The organism is Gemmata algarum (assembly GCF_034097035.1).
Taxonomy (GTDB): domain Bacteria; phylum Planctomycetota; class Planctomycetia; order Gemmatales; family Gemmataceae; genus Gemmata; species Gemmata algarum.
The window spans coordinates 172,587-190,131 of sequence record NZ_JAXBLV010000178.1 but is presented as its reverse complement, the minus strand read 5'-3'; the positions used below and the strand labels follow the sequence as shown (position 1 = coordinate 190,131).

General features: G+C 65.0%; 17 protein-coding genes. 9 read left to right on the top strand and 8 right to left on the bottom strand.

The features are described 5' to 3' along the window. Positions 1–501 precede the first annotated feature (501 nt). From R5W23_RS15185 to R5W23_RS15175, 3 genes are all read right to left on the bottom strand, one after another. Positions 502–1,506: a malate dehydrogenase gene (locus R5W23_RS15185; RefSeq protein WP_261184654.1), complete on the bottom strand. Its 1,005-nt coding sequence runs from the start codon at positions 1,504–1,506 to the stop codon at positions 502–504. 150 nt (positions 1,507–1,656) lie between these two features. Further along, complete coding sequence (locus R5W23_RS15180; RefSeq protein ID WP_261184653.1) at positions 1,657–2,610, bottom strand: DUF1559 domain-containing protein; 954 nt, start codon at positions 2,608–2,610, stop codon at positions 1,657–1,659. 53 nt (positions 2,611–2,663) lie between these two features. Continuing rightward, on the bottom strand, positions 2,664–3,143 hold the full coding sequence (locus R5W23_RS15175) for a hypothetical protein (protein WP_320687016.1): 480 nt from the start codon (positions 3,141–3,143) through the stop codon (positions 2,664–2,666). An 815-nt stretch (positions 3,144–3,958) separates the two neighbouring features. Between R5W23_RS15175 and gap the strand changes: the two genes are divergently transcribed. The 4 genes from gap (at position 3,959) to R5W23_RS15155 (ending at position 8,273) form a co-directional block, all read left to right on the top strand. Then, the gene (gap, locus tag R5W23_RS15170) at positions 3,959–5,011 is read left to right on the top strand and encodes a type I glyceraldehyde-3-phosphate dehydrogenase (protein ID WP_261184651.1); all 1,053 of its coding nucleotides are present in this window, start codon (positions 3,959–3,961) and stop codon (positions 5,009–5,011) included. Positions 5,012–5,143: 132 nt separating this feature from the next. Next, positions 5,144–6,352, top strand: coding sequence for a phosphoglycerate kinase (locus tag R5W23_RS15165; protein ID WP_320687015.1), 1,209 nt, complete (start codon positions 5,144–5,146; stop codon positions 6,350–6,352). A gap of 107 nt (positions 6,353–6,459) precedes the next feature. Beyond that, complete coding sequence (gene accD / locus R5W23_RS15160; RefSeq protein ID WP_261184647.1) at positions 6,460–7,278, top strand: acetyl-CoA carboxylase, carboxyltransferase subunit beta; 819 nt, start codon at positions 6,460–6,462, stop codon at positions 7,276–7,278. Between the two features lie 101 nt (positions 7,279–7,379). Further along, the gene (locus R5W23_RS15155) at positions 7,380–8,273 is read left to right on the top strand and encodes a serine/threonine protein kinase (protein ID WP_261184645.1); all 894 of its coding nucleotides are present in this window, start codon (positions 7,380–7,382) and stop codon (positions 8,271–8,273) included. A gap of 102 nt (positions 8,274–8,375) precedes the next feature. On the opposite strand, the gene R5W23_RS15150 is transcribed toward R5W23_RS15155, so the two are convergent. From R5W23_RS15150 to R5W23_RS15135, 4 genes are all read right to left on the bottom strand, one after another. Further along, a complete protein-coding gene (locus R5W23_RS15150) occupies positions 8,376–9,089 on the bottom strand; it encodes an RsmE family RNA methyltransferase (RefSeq protein ID WP_320687014.1) in 714 nt (237 codons plus the stop codon). Positions 9,090–9,095: 6 nt separating this feature from the next. Then, the gene (locus tag R5W23_RS15145) at positions 9,096–9,281 is read right to left on the bottom strand and encodes a hypothetical protein (RefSeq protein WP_320687013.1); all 186 of its coding nucleotides are present in this window, start codon (positions 9,279–9,281) and stop codon (positions 9,096–9,098) included. Between the two features lie 226 nt (positions 9,282–9,507). After that, positions 9,508–9,705, bottom strand: coding sequence for a hypothetical protein (locus R5W23_RS15140; RefSeq protein ID WP_261184639.1), 198 nt, complete (start codon positions 9,703–9,705; stop codon positions 9,508–9,510). A 201-nt stretch (positions 9,706–9,906) separates the two neighbouring features. Beyond that, positions 9,907–10,716, bottom strand: coding sequence for a DUF6655 family protein (locus R5W23_RS15135; RefSeq protein ID WP_320687012.1), 810 nt, complete (start codon positions 10,714–10,716; stop codon positions 9,907–9,909). A 147-nt stretch (positions 10,717–10,863) separates the two neighbouring features. Here R5W23_RS15135 and R5W23_RS15130 point away from each other — a divergent pair, with 147 nt between their 5' ends. Next, on the top strand, positions 10,864–12,150 hold the full coding sequence (locus tag R5W23_RS15130) for a Gfo/Idh/MocA family protein (RefSeq protein ID WP_320687011.1): 1,287 nt from the start codon (positions 10,864–10,866) through the stop codon (positions 12,148–12,150). Positions 12,151–12,731: 581 nt separating this feature from the next. Here R5W23_RS15130 and R5W23_RS15125 read toward each other — a convergent pair. Further along, on the bottom strand, positions 12,732–13,490 hold the full coding sequence (locus tag R5W23_RS15125) for a 4'-phosphopantetheinyl transferase family protein (RefSeq protein ID WP_320687010.1): 759 nt from the start codon (positions 13,488–13,490) through the stop codon (positions 12,732–12,734). Positions 13,491–13,533: 43 nt separating this feature from the next. On the opposite strand from R5W23_RS15125, the gene R5W23_RS15120 reads away from it, so the two are divergent. From R5W23_RS15120 to R5W23_RS15105, 4 genes are all read left to right on the top strand, one after another. Beyond that, the gene (locus R5W23_RS15120) at positions 13,534–14,523 is read left to right on the top strand and encodes a DUF1573 domain-containing protein (RefSeq protein WP_320687009.1); all 990 of its coding nucleotides are present in this window, start codon (positions 13,534–13,536) and stop codon (positions 14,521–14,523) included. A 134-nt stretch (positions 14,524–14,657) separates the two neighbouring features. Next, positions 14,658–15,323, top strand: a complete 666-nt coding sequence (locus R5W23_RS15115) for a redox-sensing transcriptional repressor Rex (protein WP_320687008.1) — start codon at positions 14,658–14,660, stop codon at positions 15,321–15,323. Between the two features lie 95 nt (positions 15,324–15,418). Continuing rightward, positions 15,419–16,324 (top strand): SDR family oxidoreductase, encoded by a 906-nt coding sequence (locus R5W23_RS15110; protein WP_320687007.1) that lies wholly within the window; start codon positions 15,419–15,421, stop codon positions 16,322–16,324. A 53-nt stretch (positions 16,325–16,377) separates the two neighbouring features. Next, on the top strand, positions 16,378–17,523 hold the full coding sequence (locus tag R5W23_RS15105; RefSeq protein WP_320687006.1) for a Gfo/Idh/MocA family protein: 1,146 nt from the start codon (positions 16,378–16,380) through the stop codon (positions 17,521–17,523). The last annotated feature ends 22 nt before the right edge of the window (positions 17,524–17,545 follow it).

Sequence of the window (17,545 nt, the reverse complement as noted above, 5' to 3'; positions counted from 1 at the left end):
TGGGCCGCGCCTCACAAACCGGCTCGGCTCAGTTGCTTTCCCGTTCGGAGTGGAATGTCGTGAGGGCAGGGCAGGGCGGCGAGGGTTACATTCGGCGGGGCACGGACTGGACATTCGCCGCTGTCGGACTGGTGATTCGCTACCGGATCGCTGGGTGATCGCTACCACCAAATCACCCACAAAAGCCTTTAAAACGAGGGGGCGGTCAAGAGACATCTGCCCCGGTTGGTGTCGGGTGTGTCGCAGTAAAAGACCGCTGGGTAATCGTTTGCGACGAATTTGATCGGGACGTGGTTCCGGGTTCTGGGCGGGAAATGATGGGAGTTGTGGGACCAAAGAATTCCGGAAGTGCTGCGGAGGGGAAGTGCAGTGGAACCAGCTCGGACCGACAACCGTTCGGCACATCGGCACCCCAGCGAAGGGGAGGTCATTCCCTCGTTCCGATTCGTGCCGGTGCATGAACGGCCCCTTCGAGAAACCCGAAGGGGCCGGCTGGTCGCGTTAGCTCGGGAGCAGGTCCTTCACGACCTCTTGCTCCTTCAGCAGTTCGTCGAGCGTCTTCTTGAACTTCGCTTCGCCGAACGCGTCGAGCTTCAAGCCCTCGACCACGTTCCAGTTACCGTCGCCGCTCGTGGTGCAGGGGTATCCGAACACCAGACCGGCCGGAACGCCGTACTCGCCCTTCGAGACGATGGCGGCGCTGGTCCAGTCGCCGGCCGGGGTGCCGGTCACGAGGCTCTTGACGTGGTCGATGGCCCCGTTCGCGGCCGAGAACGACGACGACACCTTAGTGGTGTCGATGATGAACTTCCCGCGCTCCTGGGTGTTCGGGACGAACGTGTTCTCGAGCCACGCGCGGTCGGTGATGACCTCGGTCGCCGGCCGGCCGCCGATCTTGGCGTTGGTGAAGTCCGGGTACTGCGTGTTCGAGTGGTTGCCCCAGATGGTCACGCAGGTGACGGCGTCGTTGGTCACGCCCGCCTTGATCGCGAGCGCCGAGACCGCGCGGTTGTGGTCGAGCCGGGTCATCGCGTGCCAGCGGTCGGCGGGCACGTCCCGCCCGTTGCTGTAGGCGATGAGGCAGTTCGTGTTGCACGGGTTGCCGACCACCAGGATCCGCACGTCGGACGCCGCGTTCTTCGCGATCGCCTGCCCCTGGCCCACGAAGATCGCGCCGTTCTTGCGGATCAGGTCGCTGCGCTGCTCGCCGGGGCCGCGCGGGGCGGCGCCCACGAGCAGGGCGTAGTTGCACCCGTTGAACGCGACGTTCGGGTCGTCGGTGATGACGACATCCTTGAGGGTGGAGAACCCGCAGTCCTGGAGCTCGTACATCGCGCCTTCGAGGTTCTTCAGCGCGGCCGGGTTCACCGACGCCGGTACCTCCAGCAACTGGAGGATCACCTTCGTTTCCGGGCCGAACACTTCGCCCGACGCGAGGCGCACGATGAGGCTGCTGGAAACCCGACCGGCGGCGCCGGTTACGGCCACACGAACGACTTTCGACATACTCGGCTCCGAGCGGCGACGCGGTGCGCGCCGGGTTGCAGGTGTTCGTGCTGGTTTACGCCTGAGTCAGTTGTGAACAAGGGCCGCAAACGAGCTGCGGGCCGCCGGAGGTGCCGGCGGCCCGCAAAACGTGACTGGAAAACGGGGGCATCAGTCGTTCGGCAGCACCTCACCGCCGGCGCGGCTGTGCAGCGAGGCGATCACGGCCAGGGTGGTCGAGTCCTTCAGGAACCGCACCGAGCCGTCGCCCATCACCGCGTGGGCGCCACCGGTGTGGAACCCGTAAATCTCGTTGTCGCTGGACCCGTTGACCGCCGCCGGCCCGGACCCCTGTGTGCCGGCCGCGGGGTCGGAGCCGTTGATCCCGAACCAACTGTCCTGATCGCCCCAACCGCCCGCCGCGCCGTTGCCGTCCCGGTCGGCCCCGATCTTGGCCCCGCCGCGCCCGTACCGGAAGGGGCGCCCGGCGTCCTCGACCATCAGGAGCGTGTTGCTGGTGCCGTCGGTGACCGCGGTCACCGCGGTTTGCTTGTTGTACTCCAGAATCCCCGCAACGTTCGTCGGGATGTTCTGCGTGCCGATGCTCGCTGTCACCCACGTACCGCCCGCGCCGGACGCCACCGCGTAGTCCGTTCGGCCCATGCGGATCTGTGTCACCCCACTGGGCAGGGTCGCGTACTTGCCCGAGGGTGTGTTGTACACAATGGTCGGCTCCAGTGGGGCGGCCGGGCACATGAACGTCTTGATCGGCGTGGTGAACGCCGTGAAGTTGGACACCGCGTACCCATCCACTTGCATGTTGATCAGGTTCGCCAGAGCGTTTTGTTCGATGTACGGCAGGATGAACGTCAGGCAGAAGTGGTTCGGGGCCTTCGTGTAGCTGGAGTCGGTGGTCATCGGGGGGAACGCCGAGTTGGCCGACTCGTAGTTGTGCATGGCCAGCCCGAGCTGCTTCATGTTGTTGGAGCAGCTCATGCGCGCGGCCGCCGCGCGCACCTTCTGAACGGCCGGAAGCAGGAGCCCGATGAGGATCGCGATGATCGCGATCACCACCAGCAACTCGATCAGCGTGAACCCACGGCTCGTCCGACGGAAAGCGTGCATCTGTCAGCTCCTCAGATAAGAGAAAATTCGGGTCGTACGTCGGGCCGCCGCGGTCACTTGTCCGTCTTGATGCCGGGCGCCGGTTGCTTCGGGGCGGGCTGCTTCGGAGCGGTCAGGGCGATTTCCGGGAGTTGGTTCTCTTTGGCTTCGACGGTGGCCTTGATCGCCGAACTTGCGGCCTTCTCGTACGCCCCCTTCAACAGATCGGGACGCCCGCCGTTGCCGTCCGGTGCCTTGCTCATATCGGGCCACACCACGGTGACCACGTACTCCCCGGCTTGTGCGCCGTCGCCGGCTTTAACGCTGGTGAGTTGGAACGTGCCGTCGGCGCCGCAGGTGCCGTGCGGCACCGGTTCGTTCGGGTTGTCGCGCCCTTTACGGTGCAAGAACACGATCGCGTCGCTGGCGGGCTTGCCGTCCACGCGGACCGTCCCCTTCACCGGGTACAGCTTGGGTCCGGAATCACCGCACCCGACGAGGGCTGCGGTTGCGCCAGCAAGAATTGCCAGGATGACAGGCGTTTTGATTTTCATAAGCTCGGTTCCCGAAGCAACGATCGTGCTTTCATTCGCCGCGCGGGCGATGGGCGAAGCGGACGGGCGCGCGGAACGCAAATTCTGGATAATGTCGCGAGATCGGTGATGACAAATTACACCAAACTGACGAGATGTCTGGGAAGATCAGATGAAAAAAATGATATGACATTTGTGATAGTCAGATTTGGCGATCTGTGTGATACAATGGTTGGTTCCAATCGCGCTACTCTGAGGTTAATCAGATCTGATGCGGATTGATGTGATTATTGAATTCGTGTTGATGTTGTCTCGTTGGGATTGTTCCGTCGACCGAGGAGCTACGCCATCATCGGTTCGTGGAGGAGACGCCCGACTGTCGGTTTTTCTGGGGAAAGAAACAGCAATTGTGCGAACATTTTTTCGTTGCGCAGGGCGCGCCGTTCAAACGAAACGGATCGAGTGATACCGAATCGGGTTGAAGAGTAACCTTCTTCTGTAGCCGGCCTCTGTGAGGCCGGTGCGACACCACCCGTCTACCACCGGCCTCACAGAGGCCGGCTACAGAATACCGCGTGGATACCGATCACTCGGATTCGGTATGACTGCCGGTTGGTGCGCGCGGACGAAACCCGCAACCGCGAACACCTTTCGGTTAGTAGTCGTTCGCTGCAAAGGTAAGGGCGAACAGGCGCCGTTCGTTGCGGGGGCCGGGGCTCGCGGCACTGGATTCGCCCGCGGTGAATCATAACCTAGCCAATGAACGTGTTATCCGGCACCGCGGCTCGCCATGCCGCCACCTGGCCGGAACCTCTCTCTCACCGGAGACAACTGAGATGGCTGTGAAGGTCGGCATCAACGGGTTCGGGCGGATCGGTCGTCAGGTGTTCCGCGCCGCGGTCGAGCAGGGCGCGCTGGGCAAGGACATCGAGGTGGTCGCGGTCAACGACCCGATGCTGCCGGCGGACAACCTGGCGTACCTGCTCAAGTACGACTCGACCCAGGGCAAGTTCAAGGCCGACGTCAGCACCAAGTCGTCCAAGGGCTCGGGCGAGCACGACACGCTGGTAATCAACGGCCACGAGGTCCGCGCGCTGGCCCTCAAGGCGAAGCCGAACGAGCTGCCGTGGAAGGAGTTCGGCGTCGAGTACGTGCTCGAGAGCACCGGGCTGTGGACCAAGGCGTCCGACGCCCGCGGGCACCTCGAGGCCGGCGCCAAGAAGGTCGTCATCTCGGCCCCGGCGACCGACGAGGACATCACGATCGTGATGGGGGTGAACAACGACAAGTACGACCCCGCGAAGCACAACATCGTCTCGAACGCGAGCTGCACCACCAACTGCCTCGCGCCGCTGGTCCACGTGCTGCTCAAGGAAGGGTTCGGGATCGAAGAAGGGCTGATGACCACGATCCACGCCTACACCGCCACCCAGAAGACGGTGGACGGCCAGGGCGGCAAGAAGGACTGGCGCGGGGGCCGCGCCGCGGCCATCAACATCATCCCGAGCAGCACCGGCGCCGCGAAGGCGGTCGCCCTGGTGTGCCCCGAGGTGAAGGGGAAGCTCACCGGCATGTCGTTCCGCGTCCCGACGCCGACGGTGTCGGTGGTGGACCTGACGGTGAAGACCACTAAGGCCACCAGCTACGAAGAGATCTGCGCCGCGATGAAGCGGGCCAGCGAGACCTACCTGAAGGGCGTGCTGGTCAGCACCGAGGACGAGGTCGTTTCGACCGACTTTATCCACGACCCCGCGTCCAGCGTCTTCGACGCGAAGGCCGGCATCGGGCTGAACAGCAACTTCTTCAAGCTCGTGTCGTGGTACGACAACGAGTGGGGCTACAGCAACCGCTGCGTGGACCTCATCAAGTTCATGAAGTCCAAGGGCTGACACCAAGGTGCAGGCAACCGGCCACGGACCACCACGGGACACACGGATTCGGGCAGCGGCTGCGTAGGTCTGTTCCGATCCGTGTTTTCTGTTTTCGTCCGCGGCTCTCTTCTTTTTCTGAGGTTCTGATCCGTGGCCAAGAAGACCCTCGACGACCTCGGCGACCTGAAGGGCAAGAAGGTGCTCGTGCGCGTGGACTTCAACGTCCCGCTCGACAAGAAGACCGGCGCCGTGAAGAACGACCGCCGCATCCGCGCCGCGCTGCCCACGATCAAGCACTTGCTCGACGCGGGCGCGAGCGTGATCGCGATGAGCCACCTCGGGCGGCCGGAGAAGGCCACCCCGGAGGAGCGCGCCAACCTCACGATGGACAAGGTGGCCGCCAAGTTCTCCGAACTGCTCGGTACGCCGGTCAAGAAGGCCGCCAACGAGGTGGTCGGCGCGGCCGTGACCGCCGCCGTCGCGGCAATGAAGCCGGGCGACGTGATCCTGCTCGAAAACCTCCGGTTCGACCCGCGCGAGCAGAAGAACGACGCGGAGTTCGCGGCGGCGATCGCGTCGCTCGCGGACGCCTACGTCAACGACGCCTTCGGCACCTGCCACAACGACAAAGACGCCAGCATGGTCGCGGTCCCGGCCGCGCTCAAGGCCGCCGGTAAGCCCCGGGCGGTCGGCCTCCTGGTCGCGAAGGAGCTGGAGATCATCGAGGGCCTGATGAGCGCGCCCAAGGCGCCGGTCCTGGGGATCATGGGCGGCGCGAAGGTGTCCGACAAGATCGCGTTCATCAACGTGCTGCTCACGAAGGTCGATCAGCTCCTGATCGGCGGTAAGATGACGTACACGTTCCTCAAAGCGCGGGGCGTGGACGTGGGCGCCACCCGCGTCGGGGACGAGGAAGTGGTGGCGGCCGGCCCGCTGCTGAAGCACGTCGGGACGAAGATCGTGCTGCCGGTCGATTACGTCGTGGCCAAGAGCGACGACCTGCTCCAGACGCAGGTCTGCGAGGGGCCGATCCCGGCGGGCTTCGAGGGCGTGGACATCGGCCCGAAGACGATCGAGGCGTACAAGGCCGCCATCAAGGACGCCGCGACCGTGATCTGGAACGGGCCGCTCGGCTGGTTCGAGCAGGCGGCGTTCGCGCGGGGCACGCAGTACATCGCCGAAGCGATGTCGGCCTCGTCCGGCGTCACTGTTGTGGGTGGGGGCGAGACGGCCGAGGCCGCGGAGCAGTTCGGCTACGCGGACAAGATGACCCACGTCTCGACCGGCGGCGGCGCGTTCCTCGCGTACGTTGAAGGGAAGAAGTTCCAGAGCCTGGCCCAAATCGACGACCGCGCGTAAGGTGGCGTGCGGGGGCTCGGAATTCGGATTGTCAAAACGGCTCGCGGGGAGCAATGATGTCTTCTGTTCCGCATCCCGAACTCCGCGTTCCGAATTCGGGGGAGAGCATGTCGACCGAACGGGCGAAGCGGGGCGTGCCGGAAGGCCTCTGGATCAAGTGCACGAACTGCAAGACCACGGTCTACAAGAAGGAGGTGGTCGCCCGGCACCACGTGTGCCCGGACTGCGACCACCACTTCACCATGCCCGCCCGCGACCGCATCGCCCAGTTGCTCGACGAGGGCACCTTCGAGGAGTGGGACGCGGACATCAGGCCTTGCGATCCCCTCAACTTTGTTGACCGCATCCCGTACGCGCAGCGGCTCGCGGAAGAGCAGAAAAAGACCGGGATGCTCGACGGCGCGGTGACCGGGAAGGGGTTCATCCGCGGTCGCGGTGTTGTGCTGGGCATCACCGACTTCGCGTTCATGGCGGGGAGCATGGGGAGCGTGGTGGGCGAGAAGCTCACCCGCGCCGCCGAACGCGCAACCGAGCTGAAACTGCCGTTGATCTTCGTGAGCGGGTCGGGCGGCGGCGCGCGGATGCAAGAGGGCATCCTGTCGCTGATGCAGATGGCGAAGATTTCGGCCGCGCTGGGGCGGTACGACCAGGCGGGCGGTTTGTACATCTGCATCCTGACGAACCCCACAATGGGTGGCGTGGCGGCGAGTTGGGCGCTTCAGGGGGACATCACCCTGGCCGAGCCCAAGGCGATGATCGGTTTCGCCGGGCGCCGGGTGATCTCGAACACCGTCCGGGTGGAACTGCCGGAGAACTTCCAGACGAGCGAGTTTCTCCTCAAGCACGGGTTCGTGGACCGGATCGTTCACCGGAAGGACCTGCGAACCGAGGTCGCCCGGATCGTTGACTACTGCCAAATCCGTTAGTGCAGGGTGTCGAGTTTGAGACGCGGAGTTCATGTGGGGCACCCGTTCAGGTGCCTTCGCCCGCGCGCTGTGTTCCGCGCTCCACGCTTCTGAGGTGTGTCGTGGGCCTGTTCGACTTCCTGTTCGGTAAATCGAAGGGCGGCGGCTCCAAGAAGGGGCTGAAGCGGATCAACGTCGCCCGGCGGTTCGAGCTGAGCGGGCGCACCGGTCAAGGGAGCATGTCGAAGGTGTACCGGGCCTACGACCGGGAACTCGGCCGCACCGTCTGTCTCAAGATCCTCGACAAACTGAAGACCAAGAAGTTCGAGGAGCGGTTCGTCGGCCTGAAGAAGCCACACGAGGGCGAGATTTGCGCGGCGCTGAAGCACGAGAACGTGGTGCGCACGTTCGAGGCGGGCGTCACCGAGGACGGTTCGCCGTGCCTGGTTATGGAGTGGGTTGACGGGCTCGGGCTGAACTACCTGATCGAAACGCGGTCCCCGCAGTTGAACGGGAACCGGATCTACTACCTCGGTCAGCTCTGCGACGCGCTGCAGTACATGCACGACAACAAGTGGCTGCACCGCGACCTGTGCCCGCGCAACGTGATGGTCGATAAGGACGGGGTGCTCAAGCTGATCGACTTCGGGCTGACCATCCCCTACACCCCCGAGTTCTGTCGGGGCGGGAACCGGACCGGCACCCCGGACATCCTCGCGCCCGAGATCCTGAAGCGCAAGGACACCGACCACCGCGTTGACCTGTTCGCCCTCGGGGTCACGGCCTACGAAGTGTTCACGAGTCAGTTGCCGTGGGAGCGGTCGCCTTCGAGCGAAGAGACGTTTCGGCGGCGGCTCAACCAACCGCCGCGGGTCGCAAAGGACCTGAACCCGAAGCTCGATGACCGGCTCTCGGACATCCTGCTCAAGTCCATCTCGCGCGAGCCCGCCGACCGGTATCCCACCGCGAAGGCGTTCAAGGACGCCCTCCTGAAGCTCGAAAAGCAAGACTACTGAAATGGCGGGTGCGACGCGGAGTACAGTGGCGTTTGCTGAAAGTGGCTTTTGATTCTTATGCTTTAGTTTGATAAGCGGCTGGGTGACGACGGCACGGCGTGGTCAGCCGTTCGTGGCATCGATTTTCGTACCGTCTCCCAGCCGCGCAGCCGCCGCAATGGCCGCCGTTTCGGTTCGCAGCACACGAGAGCCCAGACTCCGCGCCACGAACCCACGCGCAATCGCACGTGCAACCTCGTCCGCCGTGAACCCGCCTTCTGGACCGATTGCGACGGTCCCGCCGGTTCCTTCAGTGCCGATCAAGCCGGAGCCGGTGTGCAGAACCGTCAGCGGCCCCGGTAGGTCGGTGCGCGAGACGAACGAGTCCCATTTCTGTGGGTCTTCCACCCCCATCAAACGGTTCCGACCGCATTGCTTACTCGCCTCGATCACCGCACGCTCGAACTTCTCCACCACCGACACTTTGGGTAAGACCACCGCCCGCGTCGTGATGAGCGGTATGAATCGGGTGACCCCGAGTTCGGTCAATTTTTCGACGAGAAAGTCGGCGCGGTCGCCTTTCGGAAGGGCCGACGCGACAACGATCGGGAAGGGGAGCTCACGGTTAATTGCGAGCGGCTCGCGCACCAGTAGAACAACGCTCTTTTTTCCGGCGCTGAGGATCTGCGCCGGGTAGTCACGGCCGTCGCCGTTGAAAACCACTATCTCGTCGCCGTCACCGAACCGGCGCACGGCGACGAGGTGGTGGGCCTCCGGGCCGGTCAGCACGAACTCGCCGGCGCCGAGCGGGTCGGGTGTGTAAAAACGGTCGGACACGTTTAGTCAGATGTCGATTTGCGAGACCTGGAGCGACACCGGCGCGTCTTCGGTGCTGTTGACGAAATCTTGGTACGCGTCCTTCGGCTCACTCGCCGGTGCGTGAGCGGTCACAGGGGCGTCAACCGGGATCGGCTCCCAGAACGTCGCGTAGGATTCCGGGGCCGGAACGTCGCGGGTGGTGGAGTTCATTCGGCTGTCCCCTCGGTAAGTGGGTCGGGCAACAGATCGGGATTCGCACTCCGTTCAGAAGCAAATCACGATCCGGCTTGTATGAGACGAACAGGCGCGACAGGCACCTTATAGGTACCCGCACGCACCGGGGGAGGTCAAGCAGGAATCGCTCGGACGTTCAACGCAGCCTCTCGTGCCGGGTTTACTCGCACGACCGGCTTTCACCGACCCGGGGCGGTGCCGCTCACACGTGTTCCACCGGCCCGCTCCCGCCGATCCGGTGCCAGCCGTCCTCGCGCCATTCGAACACCACTTCGTCGCGACCGCGCCACGCGACGCAGTACGCTCCCGAGATGTTGGCGACCGACCAGCCGAGGCGCCGGAGCAGCTCCCAGTTCGGGTGCGAGGGTTCTTGGCGGGCGAGTGGCGAGAGCGGTTGCATCGGTGCGGCCTCCGGATCGTGGCCCGCTGGAGGTGGGGCCTCGGTTCAACGTTAGGACGGAACGAGCGCGTCCGACGGGCGCTGGGGTCGTTACGCACCTCTCCTCGGTGAGTTCCGTTATCGGAGAACCTGCCGAACGACCTGAGTCGTTCGGCGCGTGTTGCCGGTCGCGAGCGCGTTCCGGGCCGGCGCATACGGAAATTAGCGCACGAGCGGTGTGTTCGCGAGGATCGCGCCACCAGTCACGGCCCCTGCGCTGGCGGGTACCGGCAGCGGCGGGGCCGAGAGGGTGCTGTTGGGGAAGAATTGCTCGCGCGCGGTACCGGCGGCCGGAGTCACCGATTTATCCTTGTCGCCGTGCGTGCCGAGTAGGTCAGAGGGGGTCGGGATGGGCTCGCCAGCGAGTTCGGTCCGATTGCGGATCGTGCCCCGGCTGAACGGTCCGGTGCCGAACACCCACAGATCCTTCGACTGGCTCTCACCCTCAACGGTGCCCGACTGCCACAACGCCCGCCCGGTGACGCGGTTGTAGGCGAACACCCCGATCTTCGCGACCCCGCGCTGATCGTTCTTCTTCATCAGAGCGATTTCAGGGATGCTCGTGGGCAACCCCGGGACCACCGACGGCAGCGACACGGCGGGCGTGCCCACCATGACGCTGTGCCGGTCCGTACCGATCGCGCCCGCACGCAATTCGACCACGTAGATCGCACGCGTGCGGTCCTCCTGGATCAGCGCGCCGTGCGCCAGTAACTGCTGGCGCACCAAACTGATGACGTAGCCCTTATCGATGACATCTTTTTCGAGCGGCGTGGTGTCGAGGAAGACGGGTTGCTCGCTGAGGGCGCTAAAGTCCATTTTCGCCACGGCGTAGTCGATCGCCTGCGAGACGAGCAACATTTCGGTGGCCGCGCGGGGGCTGTCGGTCATCTTGGTGGTGCCGCACCCGGTCAGCAGAGCGGCCAGCAGGAGCGCGGACGCCCGTCGGAATGTGAAGCGTGGTCGGATCAACGGCTCGGTCCCCGAAAGAAACGGGGCACCGGTATAACCGAACGTCCGTCGGGTGCAAGGCGGTTCTTGGCGGTGGCTTTGTTCTGCGGTGTGCGGTTAAACTGCCCGGTTAGGTCCGTTTCCTCTCCTGTTTTTCGAAAGCTGCCAATGACACAGTTCCATCGCCGCTCCGTGCTCCGTGCGTCCCTGACCGGGGGCACGTTCCTGGCGCTACCGGCCCTCACGTACCGCTCTGCGCTTTTGGCCCAAGATAAGCCCAGCGAAACCGTCCGCGTTGCGTGCGTCGGCGTGGGCGGGCAGGGCTTGGCGAACATGAAAGCGGTCCGCAAGAACGTGGTCGCCGTGTGCGACGTGGACTCGACCCATCTCGAAGCCGCTGCCAAGGAGATGGGGAAGGGGGCGCAGGTTGCGACCGAGAGCGATTACCGCAAACTGCTGGACAAGAAGGACGTTGACGCGGTGCTTTGCAGCACGCCCGATCACTGGCACGCGCTCGTAACGGCGGACGCCTGTAAGGCCGGGAAGGATGTCTACTGCGAGAAGCCCCTCACGCTGGTGGTGGCGGAGGGGCGCGCGATGGTGAAGGCCGCGCGCGATCACAAGCGGATCGTGCAAACCGGCAGTCAGCAGCGATCGGGCAAGGAGTTTCGGCTGGCGTGTGAACTGGTGCGCAACGGGGCGCTGGGTAAGTTGCAAGAGGTGAAGGTCGGGTTACCGGGTCCGAACTGGGTGAGCCGGGCCAAGAAAGCTGTTCCGGACGGGACCCCACCGGCGGCGCTCGATTACAACCGCTGGCTCGGCCCGGCGCCGGAGCGCCCGTTCAACGCCAACCGGGTTCACTACCTGTTCCGGTTCTTCTGGGACTACTCGGGCGGTCAACAGACCAATTTCGGCGCCCATGATCTCGACATCGCACAGTGGGCTCTCGGGATGGACGACAGCGGCCCGACAACGATCGAGGGCACGGCAACGTTCAACAAGGACAAGTGGTTCGAGACGCCCGAATCCGCAAGCCAAGTCTTCACTTACGCGAACGGCGTCAAAGTTCACTGCACGCTCGGCGCCGGCGGCAACCCCGGTGGGGTAACGTTCGTCGGCGAGAAGGGCACGATCTACGTGAAACGTGGCTCGATCACGGTGACGCTGAACGGTGAAAAGGTGGCCGACCCTTACAAACTACCTACGGGCGACGTGAAACTGTACGTCTCGAAAGGGCACCACGCCGATTGGCTGGAATGCATCAAGACGCGGAAACTGCCGATCTGCGATGTCGAGATCGGGCACCGGAGTGCGACCGTGTGTCACCTCGGGAACATCGCGATCCGCACCGGGCGCAAAATCTCCTGGGACCCGAAGGCGGAAACCATCCTCGGCGACAAGGAAGCGGCTGCACTGCTGACGAAGGAGTACCGCAAACCGTGGGCACTTGGCTGAGACGAGTCAAGTGCTCAGGGTTAATCGACTCGTAAGCGGTCGCCATACTGGCGACCCGGGGCATACGACCTGATACATGAATCCGGTTGAAGAGTAACGGTCTTCTGTAGCCGGCCCCTGTGAGGCCGGTGCGACGTTACCCATATACCACCGGCCTCACAGGGGCCGGCTACAGAATACGGCCTGGATACCGATCAACCGGATTCCAGTCGTTTCCAGTTTGCGCGGCGCGGTCCTGGTTTTTGAGTGTGGTCCGCTCACTCCGTGAGCGGTCGTTCCGCGCGTCCGATTCGCTGCCCAGGCGTGCAGACCCGGTCGTTATGCGCCTCGCCCATCCGATACCCGGAGCGACCGCTCACGGAGTGCGCGGACTACACCCAAAGGATTGTAAATTTTTATGCTACACTAGCTTGAAACTGCTGAATTCGTTATGATACATGAACCCGCCTGCGTTGTCGCTTTTGTTGATGAGGAGCGGTGTCACGGATACCGCTCCCGGGCGGTCGCGGCTCGTCAACAAAACGGCAGTTCAAAAATCAGGACGGTGAGCACATCACAGAACAAACCTGCCAAAGGATAGATCAGCCACCGTGCTCGATTGCCAACGCTCTTTCACCCTCCAGAGCGAGCGCGATGGCAACGTTGCCCGGCGCAGTCCATTCCGTGAGAGCCCATCCGTTCCCGGCGAGCAGATCGGTGCGCACGTTCAGAACGGCCGGGGTGTGACTCGGGTTCAGTTCCACGTCAAAATCGGCCAAGCACGCGACCGTTGCTCCGGCCGCCTTAATGACCGCTTCTTTCGTCGTCCAGCCGCGGAAAAAGCCCGCTTCTTTGGCGTGTTCAGGTAACCCGCGGTAAGCGGCGCACTCTGCGGGTGAGAAGTACCGACCGACGAGCCCGTCGGCGTCGCGCATCGGCCGAACGATTTCCACATCGACGCCGATCCGCCGGCGGGCGACCGCGAGCACCGCCACTCCGTCCGTGTGGGTCACGTTGAAATGGAGCTCCGGTGCCGGATCGCACAGCACCGGTTTGCGGGACGGGAGGTACGTGAGCTCCACGGCGCCGGGGCTTGTGCCGAGGCACGCGCCGAGCATCCCGCGAAGCAGCCCGCGCCCGATGACGAACTGCTCGCGTGCCTTTGCGATCCGGTACCGCTGCGCCCGAACCTGTTCTTCTGGCGTCAGCCAGGAGAACAGTTCGTCGGGATGGACCGGCGGCGCGTTCAGCTCAACAACCCACGCGAGGACTTCGCCCTCGGCGGGGGCGCGGCCGAATACGGCCGGGCACGCCGCGACCCGAACCCGAACGCTGTTCGCCGTTTCAACGCCCACGTGCATTTGCCCTTCGCGCCTCATCCGGACCACGCTATCAGCGCCGGCTATGAACACCCTCATTCTCATTTCAGCGCTGGCCGCCGGCCAGCCAGGTGCGCCGCCGACGTTCCACTGCCCGGCACCGATCGCCGCAAAAGGCGACGTGAAAGCCGGCCGACCGCTCGTGCACACGTTCGAGTTGGTCAACGCCACCACGGGCACGGTTAAGGTCACCAAGATCGAAGCGGGCTGCGGGTGCCTGCGCCAGGGTGTGAGCGCGTCCACGCTGGCGCCGGGCGAGAAGACCAAACTGGCACTTGAAGTGAACACACTCACTCAGCCCGACGGCCCGAACCGCTGGCAGGTGGGGGTTTCTTACACAGTGGAAGAGCCCGGTGCTGCGTCGCGCGCTGGTGAGGTGTTGCTCCAGATTACGGCGACGCTCACGCGCGAGATCGCGGTGAACCCGCCGCAACTCGCGTTCTCGACAGCCGGCGCCGCGCAAAAGACACTGGAGGTCACCGACAAGCGGCCCAAGCCGCTGACGGTCCTGAAAGCGACCTCCTCGGCCCCTCACCTGACCGTGGACGTTGGTGCGGCGGTGAACGCGCAGGGGGGGCGCTCGCAACCGGTTACCGTGAAAATCGCTGCGAACGCACCGGCCGGCCATCGCGACGAAACGGTCGTGCTCTTCACCGACGATCCCGACTGCCCGGAGCTGCGCATTCCGGTGCGCGTACTGAAACGTGCGGTCGGGCCGGTCACGGTGTCCCCGGATGCGGTTACGGCACGTTTCGCGCCCGGTCAGACCGAGGTGTCCGCGCTCGTGCAACTGCGCTCGCCGGAAGGCAAGGCATTTACCATCGCCGGTGCGGAAGCCGATTTTCCGGGAATCGGGGTGAAGTTTTCGGCCGGCAGCGGCCCGGTGGCGACCGTTCGCATTACCGTTCCGGACGCGCTGGCCCAACAACCCGGCCGGTGCAGCGTGCGTGTGCGCCTGAGCGAGTCGGGCGGGGAGGTGACCATTCCGGTCTCGTGGACCGGTGCGAAGAAATGAGCGGGAAAAATGCACCGGGCACCGGCGAAGAGTGCGGGACGGCAAGATAAAATAAGGGGAGTGTCTTACGGTCCCCGAACCCTCTCCAAATACACCCCGGCCCTTTCACCGAGCTTTTGGACAGGAGGTCACGTGTGGACGGTCTGCCCACCGAGCGGAGTCAGCGGCTCTCGCGCGCGGCCGCCTTACGCCTCAGCCTGTACCTGCGGTGCGTCGCGGAGTGGCCCGCGGACGGGGACAAGGTGTCGAGCAGCCGGATCGCTGACGCGGTGGGCGTCAGCGACGCGCAGGTCCGCCGCGACCTGGCCGCGCTCGGGCACCTGGGCCAGCGCGGGGTGGGCTATGACGCCCGCGAACTGGCCGCCGCGATCCGCACCGCGCTGGGCATCGATCGCGCGTGGCGGGCGGTGCTCGTCGGGGTCGGTAACCTGGGCCGCGCGCTGCTCCGCTACCAGGGGTTCCGCGCGCAGGGCTTCCAGATCGTCGGGCTGTTCGACAGCGACCCCGCAAAGATCGGCACCGAGGTCGAGGGGCTCACGGTGGAGCCGGTCACCCGCCTTGCCGAGCGCGCCGCCGCCCTGCGGGTGGAGTTGGGCGTGCTGACGGTGCCGGGCGAGACCGCCCACGCGGTGGCCGAAGCGCTGGTCGGGGCCGGCGTGCGCGGCATCCTGAACTTCGCCCCGGTGGTCCTGAAGCTGCCCCGGAAAGTGCGGCTGGTTACGGTCGATCTCGCCATTCAGTTGGAACAACTCGCGTTCCAGGTTCAACACGGCGACGGCGCGAACCGCGACGACGATTAGCACCTCGCCCGCTCCGCGGACCGAAACTTGCATGACTCCTCTCGTTACGGCGCGGGACACCTCCGCGCGGTTACGTTCGCCCGGAGGTCGTGCCGGTGTCAATTCGACTCAAAAAGCTGTCTGAACAAGTCGTCGTTATCACCGGGGCGTCGAGCGGCATCGGGCTGGCGACCGCCGAGGCGGCCGCCGAGCAGAAGGCGAAGCTGGTGCTCGCGGCGCGGAGCGAGGCCGCACTCAAAGACATTGTGGCCCGGATCACGGCCGCCGGCGGTGAGGCCGTCGCGGTGACGTGCGACGTGTCCGACCGCGCGCAGGTCGAAGCCGTCGCCGCCGCGGCGGTCCAGCGGTTCGGGCGGATCGACACCTGGGTGAACAACGCCGGGATCGGCATCTACGGGCGGCTCGACGAGGTGAGCGAGGAGGACCACCGCCGGGTGTTCGACGTGAACTACTTCGGCCTGGTGAACGGCTCGCTCGCCGCTCTGCCTCACCTCAAAAAGGGCGGCGCGCTCATCAACGTGGGCAGCGAGGTGTCGGAGTCGGCGTTCCCGCTGCTCGGGTCTTACGTGGCCAGCAAGCACGCGGTGAAGGGGTTCACGGACAGCCTCCGCATCGAGGTCGAGGACGTGGACCGGGCGCCGGTGTCGATCACGCTGATCCAGCCGACGGCGGTGGACACGCCGTTCCCGGAGCACGCCGGGAACTACCTCCCGAACGAGCCCAAGCTGCCTGACCCGAAGATCGACCCGCGGCAGGTCGCCGAGGCGATTCTCGACGCGGCCCAGAACCCGACCCGCGACAAGCGGGTGGGAACGATGGCGAAGGTCAGTACCACACTGGCGACGCTGTTCCCGGGCCTCGGAGACCGGATGGCGGCGGGGCAAGTGGGGAACCTGAGCACCGACCGGCCGGGCCGCCGCCACGACGGAATCTTGCGCCAGTCGAGCGAGGCCGCGACCACCGCCGCGGGCCGCACCCACGGCACTCCGGCACCGAAGTAGCCCCTCCTCTACGACCGGCGGCGCGTGCCGCCGGCCCTCACTCCGGACCTTCCATGCCTCACGACCTGAACCGCCGTGGCTTCATCGCCACGAGCGCGACGCTGATTGCGAGCAACACCATGCGTGCCGACGCGCCCCCCTTGGCCCCGCCCGACAAACAGCCCCCGAACCTCAAGGTGCCCGAGGCGCCGGCGAAAACGGTCGGATGGGCCGTCGTCGGGCTCGGACAACTCGCGCTCGAAGAGATCATGCCCGCGTTCGCGAAGTGCAAGCTGTCGCGTCCGGTCGCACTGGTGAGCGGCCACCCCGATAAGGCGAAAAACGTCGCGGCCGCTTACGGGATCGATCCGAAGAACATTTACGACTACAAGACCTACGACCGGCTCGGCGAGAACCCGGCGGTCGATGCCATTTACATCGTCCTGCCGAACAGCATGCACGCCGAGTACACGGTGCGCGGGCTGAAGGCCGGCAAGCACGTGCTGTGTGAGAAGCCGATGGCGGCCACGGTCGCGGAGTGCGAGCAGATGATCGCGGCCGCAAAGACCGCTAACCGGAAGCTGATGATCGCGTACCGGCTGCGGTACGAGCCGTTCAACATGACGGCTATTGAGATCTGCCGCACGGGCGGTGCGGGCAAACTCAAGAGCATCACCGCGAGCAACTGCCAGACGACCAAGGCCCCGAACATCCGGCTCAGCAAGGCGCTGGCGGGCGGGCCGGTGCAAGACGTGGGCATCTATTGCATTAACGCGTTCCGCTACCTCACCGGAGAGGAACCGACCGAGGTAACGGCCACGGCACATCAGCCGAAAGACGATCCGCAGTTCCGCGAAGTGCCCGAGAGCGTGTCGTTCACGCTGCGGTTCCCGTCGGGTGTCGTTGCGACCGGCGATTGCAGCTTCGGCACCGCCGAGAGCCGCCGTTACCGCGTTCAGGGCAGCGAGGGGCTCGTCGAAATGGACCCCGCGTTCTCGTACCGCGGGCTGCGACTGAATGTGCAGAAGGGCGGACAGCGGTCCGAGATCAAGCTCACCGAGGTCGATCACTTCGCGGCGGAGATGGACCACTTCTCCGAATGCGTCCTTGCGAACAAGGCCCCGCGCACGCCGGGCGAAGAGGGCTTGGCCGATATGCGGGTGATCGAGGCCATTGATGAGGCAACGAAGACGGGCCGCACGGCGGCGGTTCGGAGCTGATCGGCTCGCCATCGCCCTGGCG

Coding starts and splice junctions, on each gene's coding strand:
- R5W23_RS15185 (WP_261184654.1), bottom strand. CDS start 1,506: ATGTCGAAAGTCGTTCGTGTGGCCGTAACCGGCGCCGCCGGTCGGGTT.
- R5W23_RS15180 (WP_261184653.1), bottom strand. CDS start 2,610: ATGCACGCTTTCCGTCGGACGAGCCGTGGGTTCACGCTGATCGAGTTG.
- R5W23_RS15175 (WP_320687016.1), bottom strand. CDS start 3,143: ATGAAAATCAAAACGCCTGTCATCCTGGCAATTCTTGCTGGCGCAACC.
- gap (WP_261184651.1), top strand. CDS start 3,959: ATGGCTGTGAAGGTCGGCATCAACGGGTTCGGGCGGATCGGTCGTCAG.
- accD (WP_261184647.1), top strand. CDS start 6,460: ATGTCGACCGAACGGGCGAAGCGGGGCGTGCCGGAAGGCCTCTGGATC.
- R5W23_RS15145 (WP_320687013.1), bottom strand. CDS start 9,281: ATGAACTCCACCACCCGCGACGTTCCGGCCCCGGAATCCTACGCGACG.
- R5W23_RS15140 (WP_261184639.1), bottom strand. CDS start 9,705: ATGCAACCGCTCTCGCCACTCGCCCGCCAAGAACCCTCGCACCCGAAC.
- R5W23_RS15130 (WP_320687011.1), top strand. CDS start 10,864: ATGACACAGTTCCATCGCCGCTCCGTGCTCCGTGCGTCCCTGACCGGG.
- R5W23_RS15125 (WP_320687010.1), bottom strand. CDS start 13,490: ATGCACGTGGGCGTTGAAACGGCGAACAGCGTTCGGGTTCGGGTCGCG.
- R5W23_RS15120 (WP_320687009.1), top strand. CDS start 13,534: ATGAACACCCTCATTCTCATTTCAGCGCTGGCCGCCGGCCAGCCAGGT.
- R5W23_RS15105 (WP_320687006.1), top strand. CDS start 16,378: ATGCCTCACGACCTGAACCGCCGTGGCTTCATCGCCACGAGCGCGACG.